This window comes from Streptomyces sp. NPDC029044 (genome assembly GCF_040637495.1).
GTDB lineage: Bacteria > Actinomycetota > Actinomycetes > Streptomycetales > Streptomycetaceae > Streptomyces.
In genome coordinates this window covers 23,079-42,117 of the sequence record NZ_JBEZWN010000038.1, presented here as the reverse complement: position 1 = coordinate 42,117, position 19,039 = coordinate 23,079, and the positions used below count along the sequence as shown (strand labels likewise).

Here is a 19,039-nt window from a genome sequence, read left to right as displayed (position 1 = left end):
CCACATCATGCAGCAGGCCCCCACCGCGGTGGGGGCCTGCCGATCACCGGTCTGCGATCACAGACCGTACTTCTCGCGCGCTTCCTTCACGGACGCCGCCTTGACCTCGCCGCGCCCCGCGAGCTGGGCCAGGGCCGCGACGACGATCGACTCGGCGTCGACACCGAAGTGGCGGCGGGCCGCCTCACGGGTGTCCGACAGGCCGAAGCCGTCGGCACCCAGCGAGGACCAGTCCTGCTCGACCCACTGCGCGATCTGGTCCGGGACCTGGCGCATGTAGTCGGAGACCGCCAGCACCGGGCCCTCGGCGCCCTGGAGCGCCTGCCGCACGAACGGCACCCGCTCCTCGCCGCGCAGCAGCGCCTCGTCCGCCTCCAGGGCGTCCCGGCGCAGCTCGCTCCAGGACGTCGCCGACCACACGTCCGCCGCCACGCCCCACTCCTCGGCGAGCAGCTGCTGTGCCTTCAGCGCCCAGTGGATCGCCGTACCGGAGCCGAGCAGTTGGATCCGCGGGGCGTTCGCGGGAGGCGTGATGCCCGCCGACTCCGCCGTGTTGAAGCGGTACAGGCCCTTGACGATGCCCTCGTCGACGCCGTCGACGGACGGCTTCGCGGGCTGCGGCATCGGCTCGTTGTAGACCGTCAGGTAGTAGAAGACGTTCTGGTCCTCACCCGGGGCCGCCTCGCCGTACATCCGGCGCAGACCGTCCTTGACGATCGTGGCGACCTCGTAGGCGAACGCCGGGTCGTACGTCAGCGCCGCCGGGTTGGTCGCCGCGATCACGGGGGAGTGGCCGTCGGCGTGCTGAAGGCCCTCGCCCGTCAGCGTCGTACGGCCGGCCGTGGCGCCGACGAGGAAACCGCGGCCGAGCTGGTCGCCGAGCTGCCACATCTGGTCGGCCGTGCGCTGCCAGCCGAACATCGAGTAGAAGATGTAGAACGGGATCATCGCCTCGCCGTGCGTCGCGTACGACGTCGAAGCGGCGATGAAGTCGGCCATCGAACCGGCCTCGGTGATCCCCTCGTTGAGGATCTGGCCGTTCTGGGCCTCCTTGTAGTACATCAGCTGGTCGCGGTCGACCGGCTCGTACGTCTGGCCCTTGGGCGAGTAGATGCCGAGCGAGGGGAACAGCGACTCCATGCCGAAGGTGCGCGCCTCGTCCGGGACGATCGGCACCCAGCGCTTACCCGTCTCCTTGTCGCGGACCAGGTCCTTGACCAGACGGACGAACGCCATGGTGGTGGCCACGTTCTGCGAGCCGGAGCCCTTGTCGAAGGAGGCGAACGCCTTCTCCGCCGGGGCGGGCAGCGGCGCGACCGGGTGCACGCGGCGGGCCGGGGCCGGACCGCCGAGGGCGGCACGCCGCTCCTGGAGGTAGCGGACCTCGGGGGAGTCGGCGCCCGGGTGGCCGTAGGGCACCACGCCGTCGACGAAGTCGCTGTCCTTGATCGGCAGTTCGAGCAGATCGCGCATGTTCTTGAACTCGTCCACCGAGAGCTTCTTCATCTGGTGGTTGGCGTTCTTCGACGCGAAGCCCTCACCGAGGGTGTGGCCCTTGACCGTCTGGGCCAGGATCACGGTCGGCGCGCCCTTGTGCTCGACGGCCGCCTTGTACGCGGCGAACACCTTGCGGGACTCGTGGCCGCCGCGCGAGAGGTGGAAGCACTCGAGGATCTTGTCGTCGCTCAGCAGCTTCGCCATCTCCACGAGCGCCGGGTCGCCGCCGAAGAAGTCCTGGCGGATGTATGCGGCGTCGCGGGTCTGGTACGTCTGGATCTGCGCGTCCGGTACCTGACGCAGGCGGCGTACGAGCGCGCCCGTGGTGTCGAGCTGGAACAGCTCGTCCCAGGCCGTGCCCCAGAGCGTCTTGACGACGTTCCAGCCGGCGCCGCGGAACTGGGCCTCCAGCTCCTGCACGATCTTGAAGTTGGCGCGGACCGGGCCGTCGAGGCGCTGGAGGTTGCAGTTGATGACGAACGTGAGGTTGTCCAGCTCCTCACGGGCCGCGAGCGCCAGGGCCGCCGTCGACTCGGGCTCGTCCATCTCGCCGTCGCCGAGGAACGCCCACACGTGCGAACCGGCGGTGTCCTTGATGCCGCGGTTGGCCAGGTAGCGGTTGAAACGGGCCTGGTAGATCGCCGACAGCGGGCCGAGGCCCATGGAGACCGTCGGGAACTCCCACAGCCAGGGCAGCCGGCGCGGGTGTGGGTAGGAGGGCAGGCCGTTGCCGCCCGACTCCCGGCGGAAGTTGTCGAGCTGCTCCTCGTTCAGCCGGCCGTCGAGGAACGCGCGGGCGTAGATGCCGGGGGAGGCGTGGCCCTGGATGTAGAGCTGGTCGCCGGAGCCGTCCTGCTCCTTGCCCTTGAAGAAGTGGTTGAAGCCCGTCTCGTACAGCCAGGCCGCGGAGGCGAAGGTGGCGATGTGGCCGCCGACGCCGTATTTGCTGCCCCGGGTCACCATGGCGGCCGCGTTCCAGCGGTTCCAGGCGGTGATCCGCTGCTCCAGCGCCTCGTCACCGGGCACGGCCGGCTCGGCGGAGGTGGGGATGGAGTTGACGTAGTCGGTCTCGAGGAGCTTCGGCAGCGCGATGCCGGCGCCCTCGGCGCGCTCCAGCGTGCGGCGCATCAGGTATGCGGCACGGTGCGGCCCGGCAGCCTTGGTGACCGCGTCCAGAGAGGCCTGCCATTCGGCGGTCTCCTCCGGGTCCCGGTCGGGGAGCTGGTCGAGCTCGCTCGGCTGGATGGCGTTGGGGTCGGTCATGTCGCCGCCTTCCTCAGTCGAAGGGGGTTCCCTCACATAAGGGGATCGGGGGTGCCCTTTGTCTTTGGCAGGACAGGGCGTGAGGCTCTGGTGGAAGCCCGTCGGCGACTGTAACCCGCTGATCGATGATCGATCAAAGGGTTGAGGGGCAAAACCTCTTGATCACGAGAAAATAGGCACGGGGTGCCTTCGGCGGTGGCACGCGGTGACGGGCTGATGAACGGTTTTCGCAGGTCGGAGGCGTCTGAGCGAGGGTGCGCTCGGGTGTCACGCCCGGGGCGCGCAGCCCAGCACGTGGGCCTTCACGAGTTCGGCGATGCGGGGGTCGCGGCGCTTGAAGGCGGCGACGAGCTCCTCGTGCTCCTCCGCGTACGACTGCTGCTGGGTGCCCAGCCAGCGGATCGACAGGGCCGTGAACACCTCGATGCCGAGGCCTTCCCAGGTGTGCAGCAGGACGGAATTGCCCGCGGCGCGCACGAGTTCGCGGTGGAAGGCGACGGTGTGGCGGACCTGGGCCGTGCCGTCGGAGACGCGGTCGGCCTCGTACAGGGCGCTGACGTGGGGCTCCAGAGCCGAGCAGTCCTCCGCGAGGCCCTGGGCGGCGAGCTCGGCGGCGATGGCCTCCAGACCGGCCCGGACCGGGTAGCTCTCCTCCAGGTCGGCGGCCGTGAGGTTGCGGACGCGCACGCCCTTGTTCGGAGCGGACTCGATCAGGCGCAGCGACTCCAGCTCACGCAGGGCCTCGCGGACCGGGGTCTGACTGACCTCCAGCTCGGTGGCGATCCGGCGCTCGACGATCCGCTCGCCCGGCTGCCAGCGTCCGCTGATGATCCCTTCCAGGATGTGCTCGCGGATCTGCTCGCGGAGCGAGTGGATGACGGGCGCGGTCATGAGGGCTCCTCGGTCGGGATTGACGTTTAGACAATACGGCCGGTTCGCTCCGCGGGTGGGGCGGGTGGGGGTGTCTTGATGCAGGTGAGACGAGACTTACACAACGGGTGTCGGGCGGTCCTTCGGCTGCCGCGCCGTCGTGGTCGGTCGCGCCCCGCGGCGGAGCCGCACATCGATACGGCCCCGCCCCCGGGTACGACGGTGCCCCGTCCGGGAGATCCGGACGGGGCACCGATCAGCCGTGGAGCCGAAGGTCAGAGGCCGAGCTCGACCTCGAACTCGCCCGCCTCCAGGATGGCCTTGACCGCCGTCAGGTAACGGGCCGCGTCGGCGCCGTCCACCAGTCGGTGGTCGTAGGACAGGGTCAGGTACGTCATGTCGCGGACGCCGATGACCGTGCCCTCCTCCGTCTCGATGACGGCGGGGCGCTTGACCGTCGCGCCGATGCCGAGGATCGCGACCTGGCCCGGCGGCACGATGATCGTGTCGAAGAGCGCGCCGCGCGACCCGGTGTTGGAGATGGTGAAGGTCGCGCCGGACAGCTCGTCCGGGGTGATCTTGTTGGCGCGGACCTTGCCCGCCAGGTCGGCCGTGGCCTTGGCGATACCGGCGAGGTTGAGGTCACCGGCGTTCTTGATGACCGGGGTCATCAGGCCCTTCTCGGAGTCCACCGCGATACCGATGTTCTCGGTGTCGAAGTAGGTGATGGTCCCCTCGGCCTCGTTGATCTTGGCGTTGATCGGCGCGTGCGCCTTCAGCGCCTGGGCCGCGGCCTTGACGAAGAACGGCATCGGGGAGAGCTTGACGCCCTCACGCGACGCGAACGCGTCCTTGGCACGGGCGCGCAGCTTCATCAGCCGCGTGACGTCGACCTCGACGACCGAGGACAGCTGGGCCTGCTCGTGCAGGGCCTTGACCATGTTGTCGCCGATGACCTTGCGGATCCGCGGCATCTTGACGGTCTGGCCGCGCAGCGGGGACGCCTCCAGCACCGGGGCCTTCTTGCCGACCGCCGGAGCGGCGGCCGCGGCCGGAGCCGGGGCGGTGGTGGCGGCCTTGGCGGCCTCGGCGGCGGCGACGACGTCCTGCTTGCGGATGCGCCCGCCGACGCCGGTGCCCTTGACGGTGGCCAGGTCGACGCCCTGCTCGGCGGCGAGCTTGCGCACCAGCGGGGTGACGTAGGCGCCGTCGTCGGCCGGCTTGGCGGCGGCCGGAGCGGCCGGGGCCTGGGCCGGAGCCGGGGCGGGCGCCGGAGCGGCCGGGGCCGGGTCGGGAGCCGGGGTGACCTGCTGCTGCGGGGCCGGGGCCGACGGGGCCTGCGGGGCCGGGGCGGCCTGCTGCGGCGCCGGAGCCGGGGCGGGCTCGGGCTGCGCCGGGGCGGCCGGGGCCTCCTGCGCGGGGGCGGCGGCCGGAGCGGCACCCGCCTCGCCGATGACGGCGAGCTTGGCGCCGACCTCTGCGGTCTCGTCCTCGCCGACCACGATCTCCAGCAGCGTGCCGGAGGTGGGGGCGGGGATCTCGGTGTCGACCTTGTCCGTCGACACCTCCAGCAGCGGCTCGTCGGCCTCGACGCTGTCACCGACCGACTTCAGCCAGCGGGTGACGGTGCCCTCGGTGACGGACTCGCCGAGCGCGGGCAGGACGACGTCCGTGCCCTCGGCGGAGCCGCCGCCGGCAGCGGCGTCGGCGGTGGGAGCGGCCGCCGGGGCGGCCTGCTCGGTGGACGGGGCGGCCGCGGCCGGCTCGGGGGCCGGCTCGGCGACCTGCTCCGCGGCGGGGGCCGGGGCGGCGGCGGGCGCGCCGCTGCCGTCGTCGATCAGGGCCAGCTCGGCGCCGACCTCGACCGTCTCGTCCTCGGCGACCTTGATGGAGGCCAGGACACCGGCGGCGGGCGAAGGAATCTCGGTGTCGACCTTGTCGGTCGACACCTCGAGCAGCGGCTCGTCGGCCTCGACGCGCTCGCCCTCGGCCTTCAGCCAGCGGGTGACAGTGCCCTCGGTGACGCTCTCGCCGAGCGCCGGAAGGGTTACGGAAACCGCCATGGTTTCGGTTGCTCCTTACGGAAAGTGCGGAAGTCTGTGTCGTCGCGTTCGTCGACCGAGGGGTCAGTCGTGCGCGTGGAGGGGCTTGCCGGCCAGGGCCAGGTGGGCCTCGCCGAGCGCCTCGCTCTGGGTCGGGTGGGCGTGGATGAGCTGCGCGACCTCGGCGGGCAGCGCCTCCCAGTTGTAGATCAGCTGGGCTTCGCCGACCTGCTCGCCCATGCGGTCGCCGACCATGTGGACGCCGACGACGGCACCGTCCTTGACCTGGACGAGCTTGATCTCGCCCGCGGTGCCCAGGATCTTGCTCCTGCCGTTGCCCGCGAGGTTGTACTTGAGAGCGACGACCTTGTCCGCGCCGTAGATCTCCTTGGCCTTGGCCTCGGTGATACCGACGGAGGCGACCTCCGGGTGGCAGTACGTCACCCGCGGGACACCGTCGTAGTCGATCGGAACGGTCTTCAGACCGGCCAGGCGCTCCGCCACCAGGATGCCCTCGGCGAAGCCGACGTGCGCGAGCTGGAGGGTCGGGACGAGGTCACCGACGGCGGAGACGGTCGGCACGTTCGTGCGCATGTACTCGTCGACCAGGACGTAGCCGCGGTCCATGGCGACGCCCTGCTCCTCGTAGCCCAGGCCCTGGGAGACCGGGCCGCGGCCGATGGCGACCAGCAGGACCTCGGCCTCGAACTCCTTGCCGTCGGCGAGGGTGACCTTGACGCCGTCCTGGGTGTACTCGGCCTTCTGGAAGAAGGTGCCCAGGTTGAACTTGATGCCGCGCTTGCGGAACGAGCGCTCCAGCAGCTTGGAGGAGTTCTCGTCCTCGACCGGGACGAGGTGCTTCAGGCCCTCGACGATCGTGACCTCGGTGCCGAAGGACTTCCACGCGGAGGCGAACTCGACGCCGATGACACCGCCGCCCAGGATGATCGCGGACTTCGGCACGCGGTCCAGGACGAGGGCGTGGTCGGAGGAGATGATCCGGTTGCCGTCGATGTCCAGGCCGGGCAGCGACTTCGGCACGGAGCCGGTCGCGAGCAGGATGTGGCGGCCCTCGACGCGGCGGCCGTTCACGTCGACGGACGTGGGGGAGGACAGCCGTCCCTCACCCTCGATGTACGTCACCTTCCGGGAGGCGACGAGCCCCTGCAGGCCCTTGTACAGGCCCGCGATCACGCCGTCCTTGTACTTGTGGACCCCGGCGATGTCGATGCCCTCGAAGGAGGCCTTCACACCGAACTGCTCGCTCTCGCGGGCCTGGTCGGCGATCTCGCCCGCGTGCAGCAGGGCCTTGGTGGGGATGCATCCCCGGTGCAGGCAGGTGCCGCCGACCTTGTCCTTCTCGATCAGGGCGACGTCCAGGCCCAGCTGCGCCCCGCGCAGGGCCGCGGCGTAACCACCGCTGCCACCGCCGAGGATCACTAGGTCGAAAACGGTGCTGGCGTCGTTCGCCACGTCACGTCCTCCATGCATGTGCGCCGTGAGCCGGTCTTCGGTGACCGGCAGGCGGCTGGTGTCCGGCCGCTCGTTCTTCGGCCCTTCGGTGGGGCCCTGTCCTGCCGAGCCCCATCTTCGCACTTGTCGACACACAAAGAGACGCCGGGCTGCTGTGTGAGACGCCCCACGTTGTCCGACCCAGGGGGCGCGGGGAACTGCGCGACCAGCCCCCACGCCCCCGCACTCGCCACACAACGGACGAGACCGGGCTCTCAGGCGAAGGTCAGCCCAGGTCACCCGCTGCCGTCAGCTCGGCCAGCCGCACCAGCGTCCGCACGGCCGTCCCCGTGCCGCCCTTCGGCGTGTACCCGAACGGCCCGCCCTCGTTGAAGGCCGGCCCGGCGATGTCCAGGTGCGCCCAGGTGATGCCCTCGCCCACGAACTCGCGCAGGAAGAGACCGGCGACCAGGCCGCCGCCCATCCGCTCACCCATGTTCGCGATGTCGGCCGTGGGCGAGTCCATGCCCTTGCGCAGGTGCTCCGGCAGCGGCATCGGCCACGCCGGCTCGCCGACCTCCTCGGCGGCCTCGCACAGCGCGGCGCGGAACGCGTCGTCGTTGCCCATGATCCCGAACGTCCGGTTGCCCAGCGCCAGCACCATCGCCCCGGTCAGCGTCGCCACGTCGACGATCGCGTCCGGCTTCTCCTGCGACGCCGCCCACAGGGCGTCCGCGAGCACCAGCCGGCCCTCGGCATCGGTGTTGAGCACCTCCACCGTCTTGCCGCTGTACATCCGCAGCACGTCACCCGGACGGGTCGCGGACCCGGAGGGCATGTTCTCGGCCAGGGCGAGCCAGCCGGTGACGTTGACCTCCAGGCCGAGACGCGCGGCGGCGACGACCGCGGCGAACACCGAGGCCGCGCCGCTCATGTCGCACTTCATCGTCTCGTTGTGACCGGCCGGCTTCAGCGAGATGCCGCCCGAGTCGTAGGTGATGCCCTTGCCGACGAGGGCGAGGTGCTTCTTCGCCTTCGAGGAGGTGTAGGACAGCTTCACCAGGCGCGGTCCCGCCGCCGAGCCGGCCCCGACGCCGAGGATGCCGCCGTAGCCGCCCTTGACCAGGGCCTTCTCGTCGAGCACCTGCACCTTGATGCCGTGCTCCTTGGCCGCGGCCTGGGCGATCGCGGCGAACGACTCGGGGTTCAGGTCGTTGGGCGGGGTGTTGACCAGGTCGCGGGCGCGGTTGAGCTCCTCGGACACGGCGACGGCACGTTCGAGCGCGGCCTTGTACGCCTTGTCGCGGGGCTTGCCGCCGAGCAGGGCGACCTCGGCGAGGGGGGCCTTGCCGTTCTTCGCCTTGGGGTCCTTGTCGTTGTCCTTGTAGGCGTCGAACGAGTACGCGCCGAGCAGCGCGCCCTCCCCGATCGCGCCGGCGTCGGCGGCGTCGCCCAGCGGCAGCGCGAAGGCGGCCTTCTTGGACCCGGCCAGGGAGCGGGCGGCGACGCCGGCGGCCTTGCGCAGGACCTCGGTGCCGTACTCGGCGTCCTTCTCCGGGACGGGGCCCAGACCGACCGCCAGGACGAGCGGTGCCTTGAAGCCGGACGGCGCCGGCAGCTTCGTCACCTCGCCCTCGCCGCCGGAGGCGCCGAGCGTCTCCAGAACGCCGGCCAGCCTGCCGTCGTACGCCTTGTCCACGGCCTCGGCGCCCGGTGCGACGACCGGCCCCTTGGCACCCTTGGCGACACCGATCACGATCGCGTCGGCCCGCAGGCCGGGCGCCGCGGCGGTGCTGAGAGTGAGAGCAGTCACGGTGGTGAAATCTCGCTTCCGATGTGAAGTTGCTGTGGTCGAACGGTGTGGGTCGACCGGGCCCGACAGCCGACCCTACGGGTCCGGGGCTCGCGGGGCCTTCCCCCGGTGCGGCGAACACTCGACGACGAGACTACGCGCGTGGCCCCGTTCGCTCATTCCTGCGGGCGTTCACCTGTCGGTGGCGTAGTGGCCATTTCTTGATCCTCCATGTCGGTGAACTGAGTCACACTCGTCCCGATCCGGCGAGCGTCCTGCTCGCCGCTTTGCATGATTTCCACGGGTCCTCCTCTGTTCGAACGCAAGAGGATCCCGGGATCTTCTGGGGGAGGAACCATGGCGCAGCGTGCGCGCGGGTGGAGAAGGACGGCCGCCGCGATGACGGCGGCAGGCATGATCACGGCGGGGGCGACAGCGCCCGGGGCGGCCGCCGCGGAGGCACCACGCATCGATCTGAAGGTGCTGGTGGTGGACAACGGCGACAGTCCCGTGCAGGCCGTCACCGCCCAGCTCAGGAGCACGGGCATCCCGTACACGACCATCGACCTGAGCGACTCCGGCCGGCCGAGGATCACGGCCGCGTTCCTGAGCGACACCGTGAACGGCCGGCCCCGCGCCAAGTACCAGGGCGTCGTCCTGCCCAACGAGGCCCCGTTCGGCGCGGACTCCGCCGAGCAGACCGCACTGGAGACCTACGAGCGGACGTACGGCATCCCGCAGGTCGACGCCTACACCTGGGCGCACCCGGGGGTCGGCCTCGACTACACCAGCGAGGGTGGCTGGGCAGGCACTCTTGACGGCCGCGAGGCATCCGTCACCGCGGCCGGGAAGGCCGGCTCGTTCGGCTATCTCGACGGCGCGTTCCGCTTCGAGGACGGCTCCCCGGCCGTGCAGGAGAGTTACGGCTACGTCGCCCGGCCCCGCACCGGCTTCACCAGCTACGTCGACATCCCCGTGCCCGGCGGCACCGGCCGCGGCAGCCTGGTCGGCGAGTACGCCCATGACGGCCGCCGCGAACTGGTGGTGACCTTCGCCTACAACAACAACCAGCAGCAGTTCCGGTTGCTGGCCCGCGGCATCGTCGAGTGGCTCACCCAAGGCGTGCACCTGGGCCGGACCCGCAACTCCTTCGCGGTGCACGTCGACGACGTGTTCGCCCCGGACAGCCGCTGGGACACCGAACGCAACTGCACCCCGGGCGACTTCGACTGCGCGGGCGGGGACGGCGAGGGCACCGCGCCGATCCGCATGACCGCCGACGACGCCGCCTACGCCGCCCAGTGGCAGCGCGAGCACGGCTTCACCATGGACATGGTCTTCAACGCCGGCTCCGGCGAGGAGTGGAAGACCGAGCACGGCGGCACCGACGCCCTCACCACCCGGCTGCTCGCCGACAAGGCGCAGTACCGCTGGGTCAACCACACCTACACGCATCCCTTCCTCGGCTGCGTCCAGGACACGTCCAGCGTGCCGTGGAGCTGCGCGAAGAACGCCGACGGCTCGACGAAGTACATGAGCCGTGCCGAGATCGCCGCGCAGATCCGGGACAACCACAACTGGGCCGTGAACAAGGGCCTGCCCGTCGACCGCACCGAGCTGGTCACCGGTGAGCACTCGGGCCTGAAGACCCTGCCGCAGCAACCGGACGACAACCCGGGCCTGGCCGGCGCCCTCGCCGACACCGGCGTCAAGTGGATCGCCTCCGACAACTCGCGCGAGCCGGAGCAGCGGAAGGTCGGCAACGCCCTGACCGTCCCGCGCCACCCGATGAACGTGTACTACAACGTGGGCACGGCGGCCGAGATGGCCGACGAGTACAACTGGGTCTACACCTCGCGCGCCGACGGCGGCAGCGGCGTCTGCGAGGACAACCCGACGTCGACGTGTCTGGACGAGCCGCTCGACCCGGCCACCGGCTACGCCGAGCACATCGCCCCGCAGGAGGCCCGCACCGCCCTCGGGCACGCCCTCAGCGGCGACCCCCGGCCGCACTACGCGCACCAGTCCAACCTGGCCGAGGACCGGTTGCTCTACCCGGTCATGGAGAAGGTGCTCGCCGACTACCGGGCCCTGTTCGCCGGCAACACCCCGCTGGAGAACCCCCGGCACAGCGCGATCGGCACCGAGGTGCAGCGCCGCGCCGCCTGGCAGACGGCCCTGACGAACAACCGCGTGACGGCGTACCGGATCGGCGACACCGTCACGGTCACCGCCCCGTCCGGCACGCAGATCCCGGTGACCGCGCCGGAGGGCACGAAGAAGCAACTCGTGCTGGGCACCTCCGCGTTCGGCACCCCGTACGCCGGAGCCCGCTCGGCCTGGACGACCCCGGCAGCACTCCAGTCGGCTTTGACCTTGAAGTTGCCCTAGAGCTCTCGGGGGCGCGGGGCCGCATGTGATGTGCGGCTACGCCGCGGGGCGCGACCAGCCCACCACGAGCCCGCACTCGTGATCCGGGCGGCAGTTCCCCGCACACCATCCGCACCACAGGGGGAAAACACCGCATGAGGCGAACAGGCCGTCATGTCACCATGCTCACGGAAGGCACCTACCCGCACGTCCACGGCGGCGTCAGCACCTGGTGCGACCAGCTCGTCAAGGGCATGCCCGAGGTCGACTTCCACATCGTCTCGCTCACCGGCAACGGCAGAGAACCCGTCACCTGGGAACTGCCGCCCAACGTCTACGCGCACACCTCGGTCCCCACCTGGGGCCCGCGCCCCGGGCGCACGAGACCCCCGTACGGCAGGGCCCGCCGCCGCTTCACCGAGAGCTACGAGCGCTTCCTGCTCTCCTTCCTGGACCCCGGCTCGCACGCGGACTTCGGTGAATCCCTGGACGAGCTGGCCGAACTCGCCCGGGACGGAGTGCTGGCGGCGGCGCTGCGCACCGAGTCGGCGCTGCGGTCCCTGATGTGGATATGGACGATGCCGCACCTGCCGACCGCCGCCGCCGGCCCCACCGTGCACGACGCGCTGACCGCGACCGACCTGCTGGAGCACGCGCTGCGCCCGCTGGGGGTCCGTATCCCCGAGGACTCCGTCGCGCACGCCGTCAGCAGCGGCCTCGCGACCCTGCCCGCGCTCGCCGCGCGCCACCTGGACGGGGTGCCGTTCCTGCTCACCGAGCACGGCATCTACCTGCGCGAGCGCTACCTCGGCTACCGGCGCGACGCCCAGCGGTGGCCCGTGAAGGCCTTCATGCTGGGCTTCTACCGCGAGCTGAACTCCTACGGCTACCGGGCCGCCGACCTGATCACCCCCTGCAACCAGTACAACCGCCGATGGGAGGAGCGCGGCGGCGCCGACGCCGGCAAGATCCGCACGGTCTACAACGGCGTCGACCCGGCCGCCTTCCCGCACGCCGGCCCCGAGCCCGAGGTCCCCACCCTGTCCTGGTGCGGCCGGATCGACCCCATCAAGGACCTGGAGACCCTGATCCGCGCCTATGCGATGGTGCGTGCCGAGATCCCGGCGGCCCGGCTCCGGCTCTTCGGCCCGGTGCCGCCCGGCGGTGAGGCCTACCGCACCCGGCTGGAGAAGCTCGCCGCCGAACTGGGCGTCACCGACGGCCTGACCTTCGAGGGCCGCATCACCGAGGTCTGGCGTGCCTACGCGGCCGGGCACCTCGTCATGCTGTCGTCGATCTCGGAGGGCTTCCCGTTCTCCATCATCGAGGCCATGTCCTGTGGCCGTACGACGGTGTCGACGGACGTCGGCGGGGTGCGCGAGGCCGTCGGGGACACCGGCCTGGTGGTGCCCCCGCGTGAGCCGGAGAAGATGGCCGCCGCCGCGCTGACCCTGCTCAAGGACGATCAACGGCGTCTCGAACTGGGCGAGTTGTCCCGCCAGCGCGTCATCGACCGCTTCACGCTGCGCCGCTCGGTGGACGCCTTCCGCACCATCTACAAGGAACTCGCGGGCGAGGACGAGGTGTACGAGCCGACCCTGGAGACCGTCGCCGACTGGACCCTGGAACTGCGCGACCCCTGGTACGCGTCCGTCGCGACGGACGGGGCCGGCTGGTGAGCGGAAGCGTCTGGCTGCCCCCGGGCTCCCGCCCGGACACCCTTCCCGCCATTCCCCGGCAGCGCACCCCCAGCTGGGCCCGGCCCGACCCGGTCGACGAACTGACCGCCCGGCTGGAGGAGTTCATAGCCGCTGCCGTCCACCCGGACGAGATAGCCGCCCTGCTGGAGTCCGACGGCCTCTCCGACGACCAGATACGCGAGCGGTACGGCGTGAAGAACTCCTTCGCGCTCGCCGAGACCCTCTACGAACGCGTCGAACGCCGCTACCCCGAACCCGACGGCCCCGCCCCCGACCCCTGGCGGACCGGCCTCCTCGGCTGCCTGCTGCGCGGCGTCGTCTTCGCCCTGCCCGGGCTCGCCTACGTCCTCGGCGCGCCCCTGTTCACCGGCCCGGGCGACCTCGGCCTCCCCGCGGGCACCGTCCCGCTGCTGGCAGGGGCCCTGTGCGGCTGGACCTGGAACCAGGGCCTCGCCCACCGGGCGTACGCGTGGCTGGGGCTAGGCGACCGGCCGGCCGCCCGGCGCGCCCTGCTGCTCGGCGCCCCGGCGGGCGCGCTGCTCGGCTCCCTGGTCGCCGTGTCGTTCGCGGGCGGCGCCGCCCCGGGGGTGGTCGCCTTCGCCGCCGGGCAGTCCTGCTACCTGGCCGCGGCGACCGTCCTGCTGGTGATGGGCCGTGAGCGGCTCCTGCTGCTCGCGCTCGCACCCATGGCGACGGGCGCGGTCTGGTCACTCGCCGACCCGCTGCCCGAGCCCGCGACCCTGGCCCTGCTTCTGGGCTCGCTCGCGGCGGTCGTCACGCTGGCACTGCGCGAGGTGGCACCCGCCCTCAAGGACGAGCAGGGCTGGACGGCAGGCCTCGTCGCCCTGCTCCCGTTCGGCGCGTTCGGCACCCTCCCCGCCCACCGCCGTCCCGCCGGACCCCGGCTCACGGGCTCCCTGCCGTACGCCCTGTTCGGGCTCGCCACCGGTGTGCTCGTGCTGTACGCGGCGCTCGGCGACGTGCTCGCCGGCGAGAGCGCCGGAGCGGTCGCCGCGCCCGCCGCCGTGGCGCTCACCCTCAGCATGGGGCCCGCCGAGTGGCTGCTGTACCGCTTCCGCACCGGCAGCCTCGCCGCTCTGCGCTCCAGCAGCACCGCCCGCGACTTCCGGCGGACCACGGTCCGAACCGTCGCGCGGTGTCTGGCCGCCTACCTCGCCGTGCTGCTCGCGCTGAGTCTCGCCGCCTGGGCCCTGTGGCCCAACGCCCCGGTACCGGGCGGTGTCCGGCCGGCCGCCCTGCTCCTGCTGGGCGTGGTCCTGTGGACGGGGCTGCTGCTCCAGTCGTTCGGAGCGGTGACCGGCGCGACGGCGGTGTGCTGCGCCGCGGCCCTCGTCCAGACCCTGCTCCTCGTCACCCGTGCCGGCGATCCGCACGTGGCCGGAGCGGTCGTGTACGGCACGGCGGCCGCCGTCCAGGCCGCCCTGGTGTGCCAGCTGCTGGGGAGGGCAACCGCCCACCGATGAGCACTCTCCTGGTCCCGTACTACGAGCACCCGTCCGTCCGCCCCGCCGAATGGGACGCGATCGTCGCGGCCGCGCCCCGCCTGTACGGGGTCGTCCTCAACCCGGCCAGCGGCCCCGGCGACCGCCCCGACCCGGCCTTCGCCGAGGTCGCCGCCCGGCTGCGGGCCGAGGGCGCGAGGGTCCTCGGATACACCGACACCGACTACGGCCGCCGCGCCGCCACCGACGTCGTCCGCGACCTCACCCGGCACCGCGACTGGTACGGCACCGACGGCGCCTTCCTCGACCAGGTTCCGTCCGGGCCCGAGGAGTTCGAGCACTACCAGAGGCTGGCGGTCGCGGCCTGGGGCGTCGGCTGCGCCACCCTCGTCCTCAACCACGGCACGGCACCCCACCCCTGCTACGCCCGCATCGCCGACGTCCTCGTCACCTTCGAGGGCCCCTGGGCCTCGTACCGCGCCCTGCCCCCGCAACCCCGGCCCGGCGGCCCGGACGTACGGCTGTGCCACCTCGTCTTCGACGTGCCGCCCGGCGCCGACCCGGAGGGCCTGGCCCGGGCGCGGGGCGCGGCGGTGCACTGCGCGGTGCCCGGCTCCGGCGATCATCCTTGGGGCACGCTCCCGTACCCCCTGCACAAGCCGGAGAACACCTCGTGAGACGCCCGTCCCTGCTCGTCGCCCTGCTGGTCCTCCTGCTCGCGGGCTGCACCCGGGAGTCCGACGACAAGCCCGGCCCCCGCTGGCAGCCCCGCCCCGGCACCGCCTGGCAGTGGCAGCTCAGCGGGCGCCTGGACACCTCCGTCGACGTGCCGGTCTACGACATCGACGGCTTCGACCACTCCGAGGACACGGTCGCCCGGCTGCACCGCGAGGACCGCAAGGTCATCTGCTACCTCTCCACCGGTGCCTGGGAGGAGTTCCGCCCGGACGCGGGGAAGTTCCCGAAGGCCGTGCTCGGGCGCGGCAACGGCTGGAAGGGCGAGCGCTGGCTCGACATCCGCCGCACCGACGTCCTGGAACCGCTCATGGCGGCCCGGATCGACATGTGCCGCGACAAGGGCTTCGACGCGGTGGAGCCGGACAACATGGACGGCTACCGCAACGACACCGGCTTCCCGCTCACGGCCACCGACCAGCTCCGCTACAACCGCCTCATCGCCCGGCTGGCCCACGACCGCGGTCTGGCCGTCGGTCTGAAGAACGACCTGGACCAGATCCCGGAACTGGTCGGGGACTTCGACTTCGCGGTCAACGAGCAGTGCGCCCAGTACGGCGAATGTGCGGCGCTCAAGCCGTTCGTCGAGGCCGGCAAGGCCGTCTTCCACGTCGAGTACGAGGTGCCCACCGGCCGCTTCTGCGCCGACTCCCGCCGCCTGAAGCTCAGTTCGCTGCTCAAGAAGTACGAACTGGGGGCATGGCGACGGGCCTGCTGACCCCGATGCCGGTGACCGCCGTGCCCGCGACGCGGTCGGCGAGGGACCGGCGGCCGGGGGAGAGGACCGGCAGCGCGTTCGTCAGGAACAGCACCACCGCGACCCCCCACACCAGGACCGACAGCACGACCTGACCCTCGACCAGCAGCACACAGGCCACGGCGTACACGGCGATGTCGGCCGCGGTGGTGACCGCGGCCCGCCGCGCCGCCCTGACCCGGCGCGGCAGGTTCGCAGTGACCTTGAGCCCGGTCAGGGCCTTGCCGATCGTGCGCCGGCCAGGGCCAGGCACGCCCACTGGTAGAGGAACACCGTCAGCACCAGCAGCCCGAAGGCCTGCTCGACGTACAGCACCGACTTGTCCCACAGCGAGAGCCCCAGGTCCTGGGAGGCGTCGAGCACGTCGCCGCGCGAGGTCAGCAGGTCGAAACCGCCACGGGTGGCCAGCTCGGGCACGTCGGTGACGAGCGCGGAGACCCGGTGGAAGGTGAGCACGGCGAGCGCCGAGGCCAATGCCACCACGAGCGCGAAATCGACGAGCCAGGCCGTGGCACGGCGCAGCTTCGGCATGAACGTCCCCCGATCGTTGTGTGTCGGGGCAGGAAGCTAGCGGCTGGGCGGCCCGTGCAGGAGAGGGACGGGAAGATCGTTTCAGCCCAGTGACAGAACGACGAGCGCCGTGGTCGCCGCCGTCTCCGCCAGACCGCCGAAGACATCCCCGGTGACCCCGCCGAAGCGGCGCGTGCAGTGGCGCAGCAGCGCCTCGGCGGCGGCCAGGGCGAGGACGACCGCGAGCACGGTGCGGACCGGGCCGTACGGCCCGAGGAGGGCACCGGCCGCTGCCACGGCTCCCGCCACGGCCACGGCGGCGAGCACCGCCCCGCGCAGCGGCACCACCCCCGCGACGGCCGCTCCCAGCCCCTCCGGCCGCGCCGCCGGCACTCCGGCCCGGGCCGCCAGGGTCAGGGCCAGCCGGGCTAGGGTCGCCGAGACGACGGCGGCACACGCGCCCCGGGCCCAGGAGGTTTCGTACGCCTGGGCGAGCGCGGCGACCTGCGCGAGCAGGGTGAGGACGAGGGTGATCACCCCGAACGGACCGATGTCCGACTGCTTCATGATCCGCAGCGCGTCCTCGGCGGGCTTGCCGCTGCCCAGCCCGTCGGCGGTGTCCGCGAGCCCGTCGAGGTGCAACCCCCGGGTGAGGGCGGCCGGGACGGCGACGGTCGCCACGGCGGCCAGCGGCGCGCCCGCGCCGAGGAACAGCAGCACCAGCCCGAGCCCGGCGGCGGCGGCGCCGACGGCCAGCCCGGCCAGCGGAGCGCACAGCATGCCGCCGCGAGCGGCCTCCCGGTCCCACCGCGTCACCCGGACCGGGAACACCGTGAGGGTGCCGAAGGCGAAGCGGAGGGCGTCGAGGGGCGAGATTCCGGGCACCGGCGCAGGCTACCGGCCGGTCAGGAGAGCGAGCACGGCGGCCGAGGATAAAGTGCGCATATGGGATGGTTCGAGCGGAACATCATGGAACCCGGCAAGCTGCCCCTGCTCCTCGCTCTCATCTCCTTCGTCCTGACCTTCCTGATCACCCGGGTCATCACCCGCCTCATCCGGGCGGGCAAGGGCCCCTTCGGCAACGTCAGCAGCGGAGGCGTCCACGTCCACCACGTGGTTCCCGGGGTCATCCTGACGATCGTCGGGGGCTTCGGTGCGGTGGCGGGTGGCCGACACGGCTTCGGTTCCTGCCTGGCGGCGGTGATCTTCGGTATCGGCGCGGGGCTCGTCCTCGACGAGTTCGCCCTGGTCCTGCACCTCGCCGACGTCTACTGGACGCCGAACGGCCGCAAGAGCGTGGAGATGGTCGTCCTCACGGCCTCCCTGGTGGGTCTGCTCCTGATCGGCTTCTCGCCCCTGGGTGTCAACGACCTCAACGAGGACCAGCAGCAGAACCGAGCCGTCGTCCTCGTGAACGTCCTCGTGAACTTCGCGTTCGCGCTGATCTCGCTGTTCAAGGGCAAGGTCCGCCTCGCGGTCGTGGGCGTGATCATCCCCTTCGTCGCCCTGGTCGGGGCCGTACGGCTGGCTCGCCCGACTTCGCCCTGGGCCAAACGCTTCTACCGCAACCGGCCCCGCGCCCGGGCCAAATCCGCCCTGCGCTCCTATCACCACGACCGCCGCTGGGCGACCCCCATGCGAGCCGTTCAGGACTGGATCGGCGGCGCGCCCGACCCCGAGCCCGCCCGGTCCCTCGAACGCCGCTGACGCAGCTCGCCCACCGCGCACAGCACCAGCACCGCCGTGATCGCGGCGAGGTGCTCCTTGCCCGCGAGGTTCTCCTTCAGCACCACCTCGACCACCATCGCCACGATCACCACCGAGGCCGTGACGTACGCGCGGTAGCGCCAGCCCAGGAAGACGGCCAGGCCCACCACCGCCGCCGACGGTCCGGTGTCCACCACGTAGGCGTCCGAGGCGGGCAGGCCGAGCGGGGAGTGCGGACCCAGCCGGATGCCCACGCGGGCGTACAGCGTGCCCGCGAGCGTCGCGACGTAGGCGAGGGCCAGTGTCCGCCACCGGCCCAGGCACAGCTCGGCGATGCCGAACACCAGCAGGATCTGCACGAGCGCGCCCCACACCGGCAGATCCAGGGCGGGCACGAACAGCGACAGCGGCGTCCGCAGCAGCGCCGGCCACAGCGGGTCCACGGCCCGCACCCCGCCGGCGTCCTGCACGAACTGATAGCCCCACGCCTGGCTGTGCACGAGGTGCAGCACCGCCGTGAGGCACACGGCCGCGACCGCCAGCGGCACGGCCCGCCACCGGCGCTCGGCCAGCGGCCCGCGCACCGCGGCGTACAGCCGTCCCCATTCGGCGCGGGCCCAGCGGGCGAGCGTGGTCATCCGGCGATCGTCCTCGTCCGTGCGCGGCGATGTCTGAGGGTGTCTGCGACTCAGGGGTCCTTTCACTATGCCCGTCCGGGTCGCGCGGCCTGGCACCGCACCTCGCCGCGTTGCCGAAAAGCCCTAGTAGCTCCTCCCCCGAGCTCTCGGCTCCGCTCGAGCAGGGGGTACCCCCATCAAGGGCTTCCCGGCGCCTTGCGATGCACGGCACCAGACCACGCGCCCTGATCGGACGCTCATAGT

At 71.9% G+C, this 19,039-nt stretch carries 16 protein-coding genes; 6 read left to right on the top strand and 10 right to left on the bottom strand.

Annotated elements, in window-relative coordinates; genetic code table 11:
• Window positions 1-57 precede the first annotated feature (57 nt).
• The 6 genes from aceE to AB0E85_RS26300 all read right to left on the bottom strand — a co-directional run bounded on the left by aceE (window position 58) and on the right by AB0E85_RS26300 (window position 9,218).
• Entirely contained in the window at window positions 58-2,760 is a 2,703-nt protein-coding gene (gene aceE / locus AB0E85_RS26325) for a pyruvate dehydrogenase (acetyl-transferring), homodimeric type (RefSeq protein WP_361931787.1), read from the bottom strand.
• 267 nt (window positions 2,761-3,027) lie between these two features.
• Window positions 3,028-3,651, bottom strand: a complete 624-nt coding sequence (locus AB0E85_RS26320; protein ID WP_033312601.1) for a GntR family transcriptional regulator — start codon at window positions 3,649-3,651, stop codon at window positions 3,028-3,030.
• A gap of 254 nt (window positions 3,652-3,905) precedes the next feature.
• Window positions 3,906-5,693, bottom strand: a complete 1,788-nt coding sequence (gene sucB / locus AB0E85_RS26315) for a 2-oxoglutarate dehydrogenase, E2 component, dihydrolipoamide succinyltransferase (protein WP_361931783.1) — start codon at window positions 5,691-5,693, stop codon at window positions 3,906-3,908.
• A 63-nt stretch (window positions 5,694-5,756) separates the two neighbouring features.
• Window positions 5,757-7,145 carry a dihydrolipoyl dehydrogenase gene (gene lpdA / locus AB0E85_RS26310; RefSeq protein WP_361931781.1) on the bottom strand — a complete coding sequence of 463 codons (1,389 nt, stop codon included), beginning with the start codon at window positions 7,143-7,145 and terminating at the stop codon, window positions 5,757-5,759.
• A 265-nt stretch (window positions 7,146-7,410) separates the two neighbouring features.
• Window positions 7,411-8,937 carry a leucyl aminopeptidase gene (locus tag AB0E85_RS26305; RefSeq protein ID WP_361931779.1) on the bottom strand — a complete coding sequence of 509 codons (1,527 nt, stop codon included), beginning with the start codon at window positions 8,935-8,937 and terminating at the stop codon, window positions 7,411-7,413.
• Between the two features lie 155 nt (window positions 8,938-9,092).
• Window positions 9,093-9,218, bottom strand: a complete 126-nt coding sequence (locus tag AB0E85_RS26300) for a hypothetical protein (RefSeq protein WP_361931776.1) — start codon at window positions 9,216-9,218, stop codon at window positions 9,093-9,095.
• A gap of 97 nt (window positions 9,219-9,315) precedes the next feature.
• On the opposite strand from AB0E85_RS26300, the gene AB0E85_RS26295 reads away from it, so the two are divergent.
• The 5 genes from AB0E85_RS26295 to AB0E85_RS26275 all read left to right on the top strand — a co-directional run bounded on the left by AB0E85_RS26295 (window position 9,316) and on the right by AB0E85_RS26275 (window position 15,902).
• Window positions 9,316-11,307, top strand: a complete 1,992-nt coding sequence (locus AB0E85_RS26295) for a hypothetical protein (RefSeq protein ID WP_361931773.1) — start codon at window positions 9,316-9,318, stop codon at window positions 11,305-11,307.
• 134 nt (window positions 11,308-11,441) lie between these two features.
• Window positions 11,442-12,965: a GT4 family glycosyltransferase PelF gene (gene pelF, locus AB0E85_RS26290; RefSeq protein WP_361931771.1), complete on the top strand. Its 1,524-nt coding sequence runs from the start codon at window positions 11,442-11,444 to the stop codon at window positions 12,963-12,965.
• Window positions 12,962-14,470: a hypothetical protein gene (locus AB0E85_RS26285; protein WP_361931768.1), complete on the top strand. Its 1,509-nt coding sequence runs from the start codon at window positions 12,962-12,964 to the stop codon at window positions 14,468-14,470. The genes pelF and AB0E85_RS26285 overlap by 4 nt, the downstream gene beginning before the upstream one ends.
• On the top strand, window positions 14,467-15,126 hold the full coding sequence (locus AB0E85_RS26280) for a spherulation-specific family 4 protein (protein ID WP_361931765.1): 660 nt from the start codon (window positions 14,467-14,469) through the stop codon (window positions 15,124-15,126). The genes AB0E85_RS26285 and AB0E85_RS26280 overlap by 4 nt, the downstream gene beginning before the upstream one ends.
• Window positions 15,123-15,902, top strand: a complete 780-nt coding sequence (locus AB0E85_RS26275) for an endo alpha-1,4 polygalactosaminidase (protein WP_361931762.1) — start codon at window positions 15,123-15,125, stop codon at window positions 15,900-15,902. The genes AB0E85_RS26280 and AB0E85_RS26275 overlap by 4 nt, the downstream gene beginning before the upstream one ends.
• On the opposite strand, the gene AB0E85_RS26270 is transcribed toward AB0E85_RS26275, so the two are convergent.
• The 3 genes from AB0E85_RS26270 to AB0E85_RS26260 form a co-directional block, all read right to left on the bottom strand.
• A complete protein-coding gene (locus AB0E85_RS26270; protein WP_361931759.1) occupies window positions 15,862-16,194 on the bottom strand; it encodes a hypothetical protein in 333 nt (110 codons plus the stop codon). The genes AB0E85_RS26275 and AB0E85_RS26270 overlap by 41 nt on opposite strands.
• A complete protein-coding gene (locus tag AB0E85_RS26265; protein WP_361931756.1) occupies window positions 16,155-16,472 on the bottom strand; it encodes a hypothetical protein in 318 nt (105 codons plus the stop codon). The genes AB0E85_RS26270 and AB0E85_RS26265 overlap by 40 nt, the downstream gene beginning before the upstream one ends.
• 81 nt (window positions 16,473-16,553) lie before the next feature.
• The gene (locus tag AB0E85_RS26260; protein ID WP_361931753.1) at window positions 16,554-17,336 is read right to left on the bottom strand and encodes an adenosylcobinamide-GDP ribazoletransferase; all 783 of its coding nucleotides are present in this window, start codon (window positions 17,334-17,336) and stop codon (window positions 16,554-16,556) included.
• 60 nt (window positions 17,337-17,396) lie between these two features.
• Between AB0E85_RS26260 and AB0E85_RS26255 the strand changes: the two genes are divergently transcribed.
• Window positions 17,397-18,158, top strand: coding sequence for a hypothetical protein (locus tag AB0E85_RS26255; protein ID WP_361931750.1), 762 nt, complete (start codon window positions 17,397-17,399; stop codon window positions 18,156-18,158).
• Here AB0E85_RS26255 and AB0E85_RS26250 read toward each other — a convergent pair.
• Window positions 18,098-18,796 (bottom strand): hypothetical protein, encoded by a 699-nt coding sequence (locus AB0E85_RS26250; protein WP_361931748.1) that lies wholly within the window; start codon window positions 18,794-18,796, stop codon window positions 18,098-18,100. The two genes, AB0E85_RS26255 and AB0E85_RS26250, sit on opposite strands and share 61 nt — an antisense overlap.
• Window positions 18,797-19,039 lie beyond the last annotated feature (243 nt).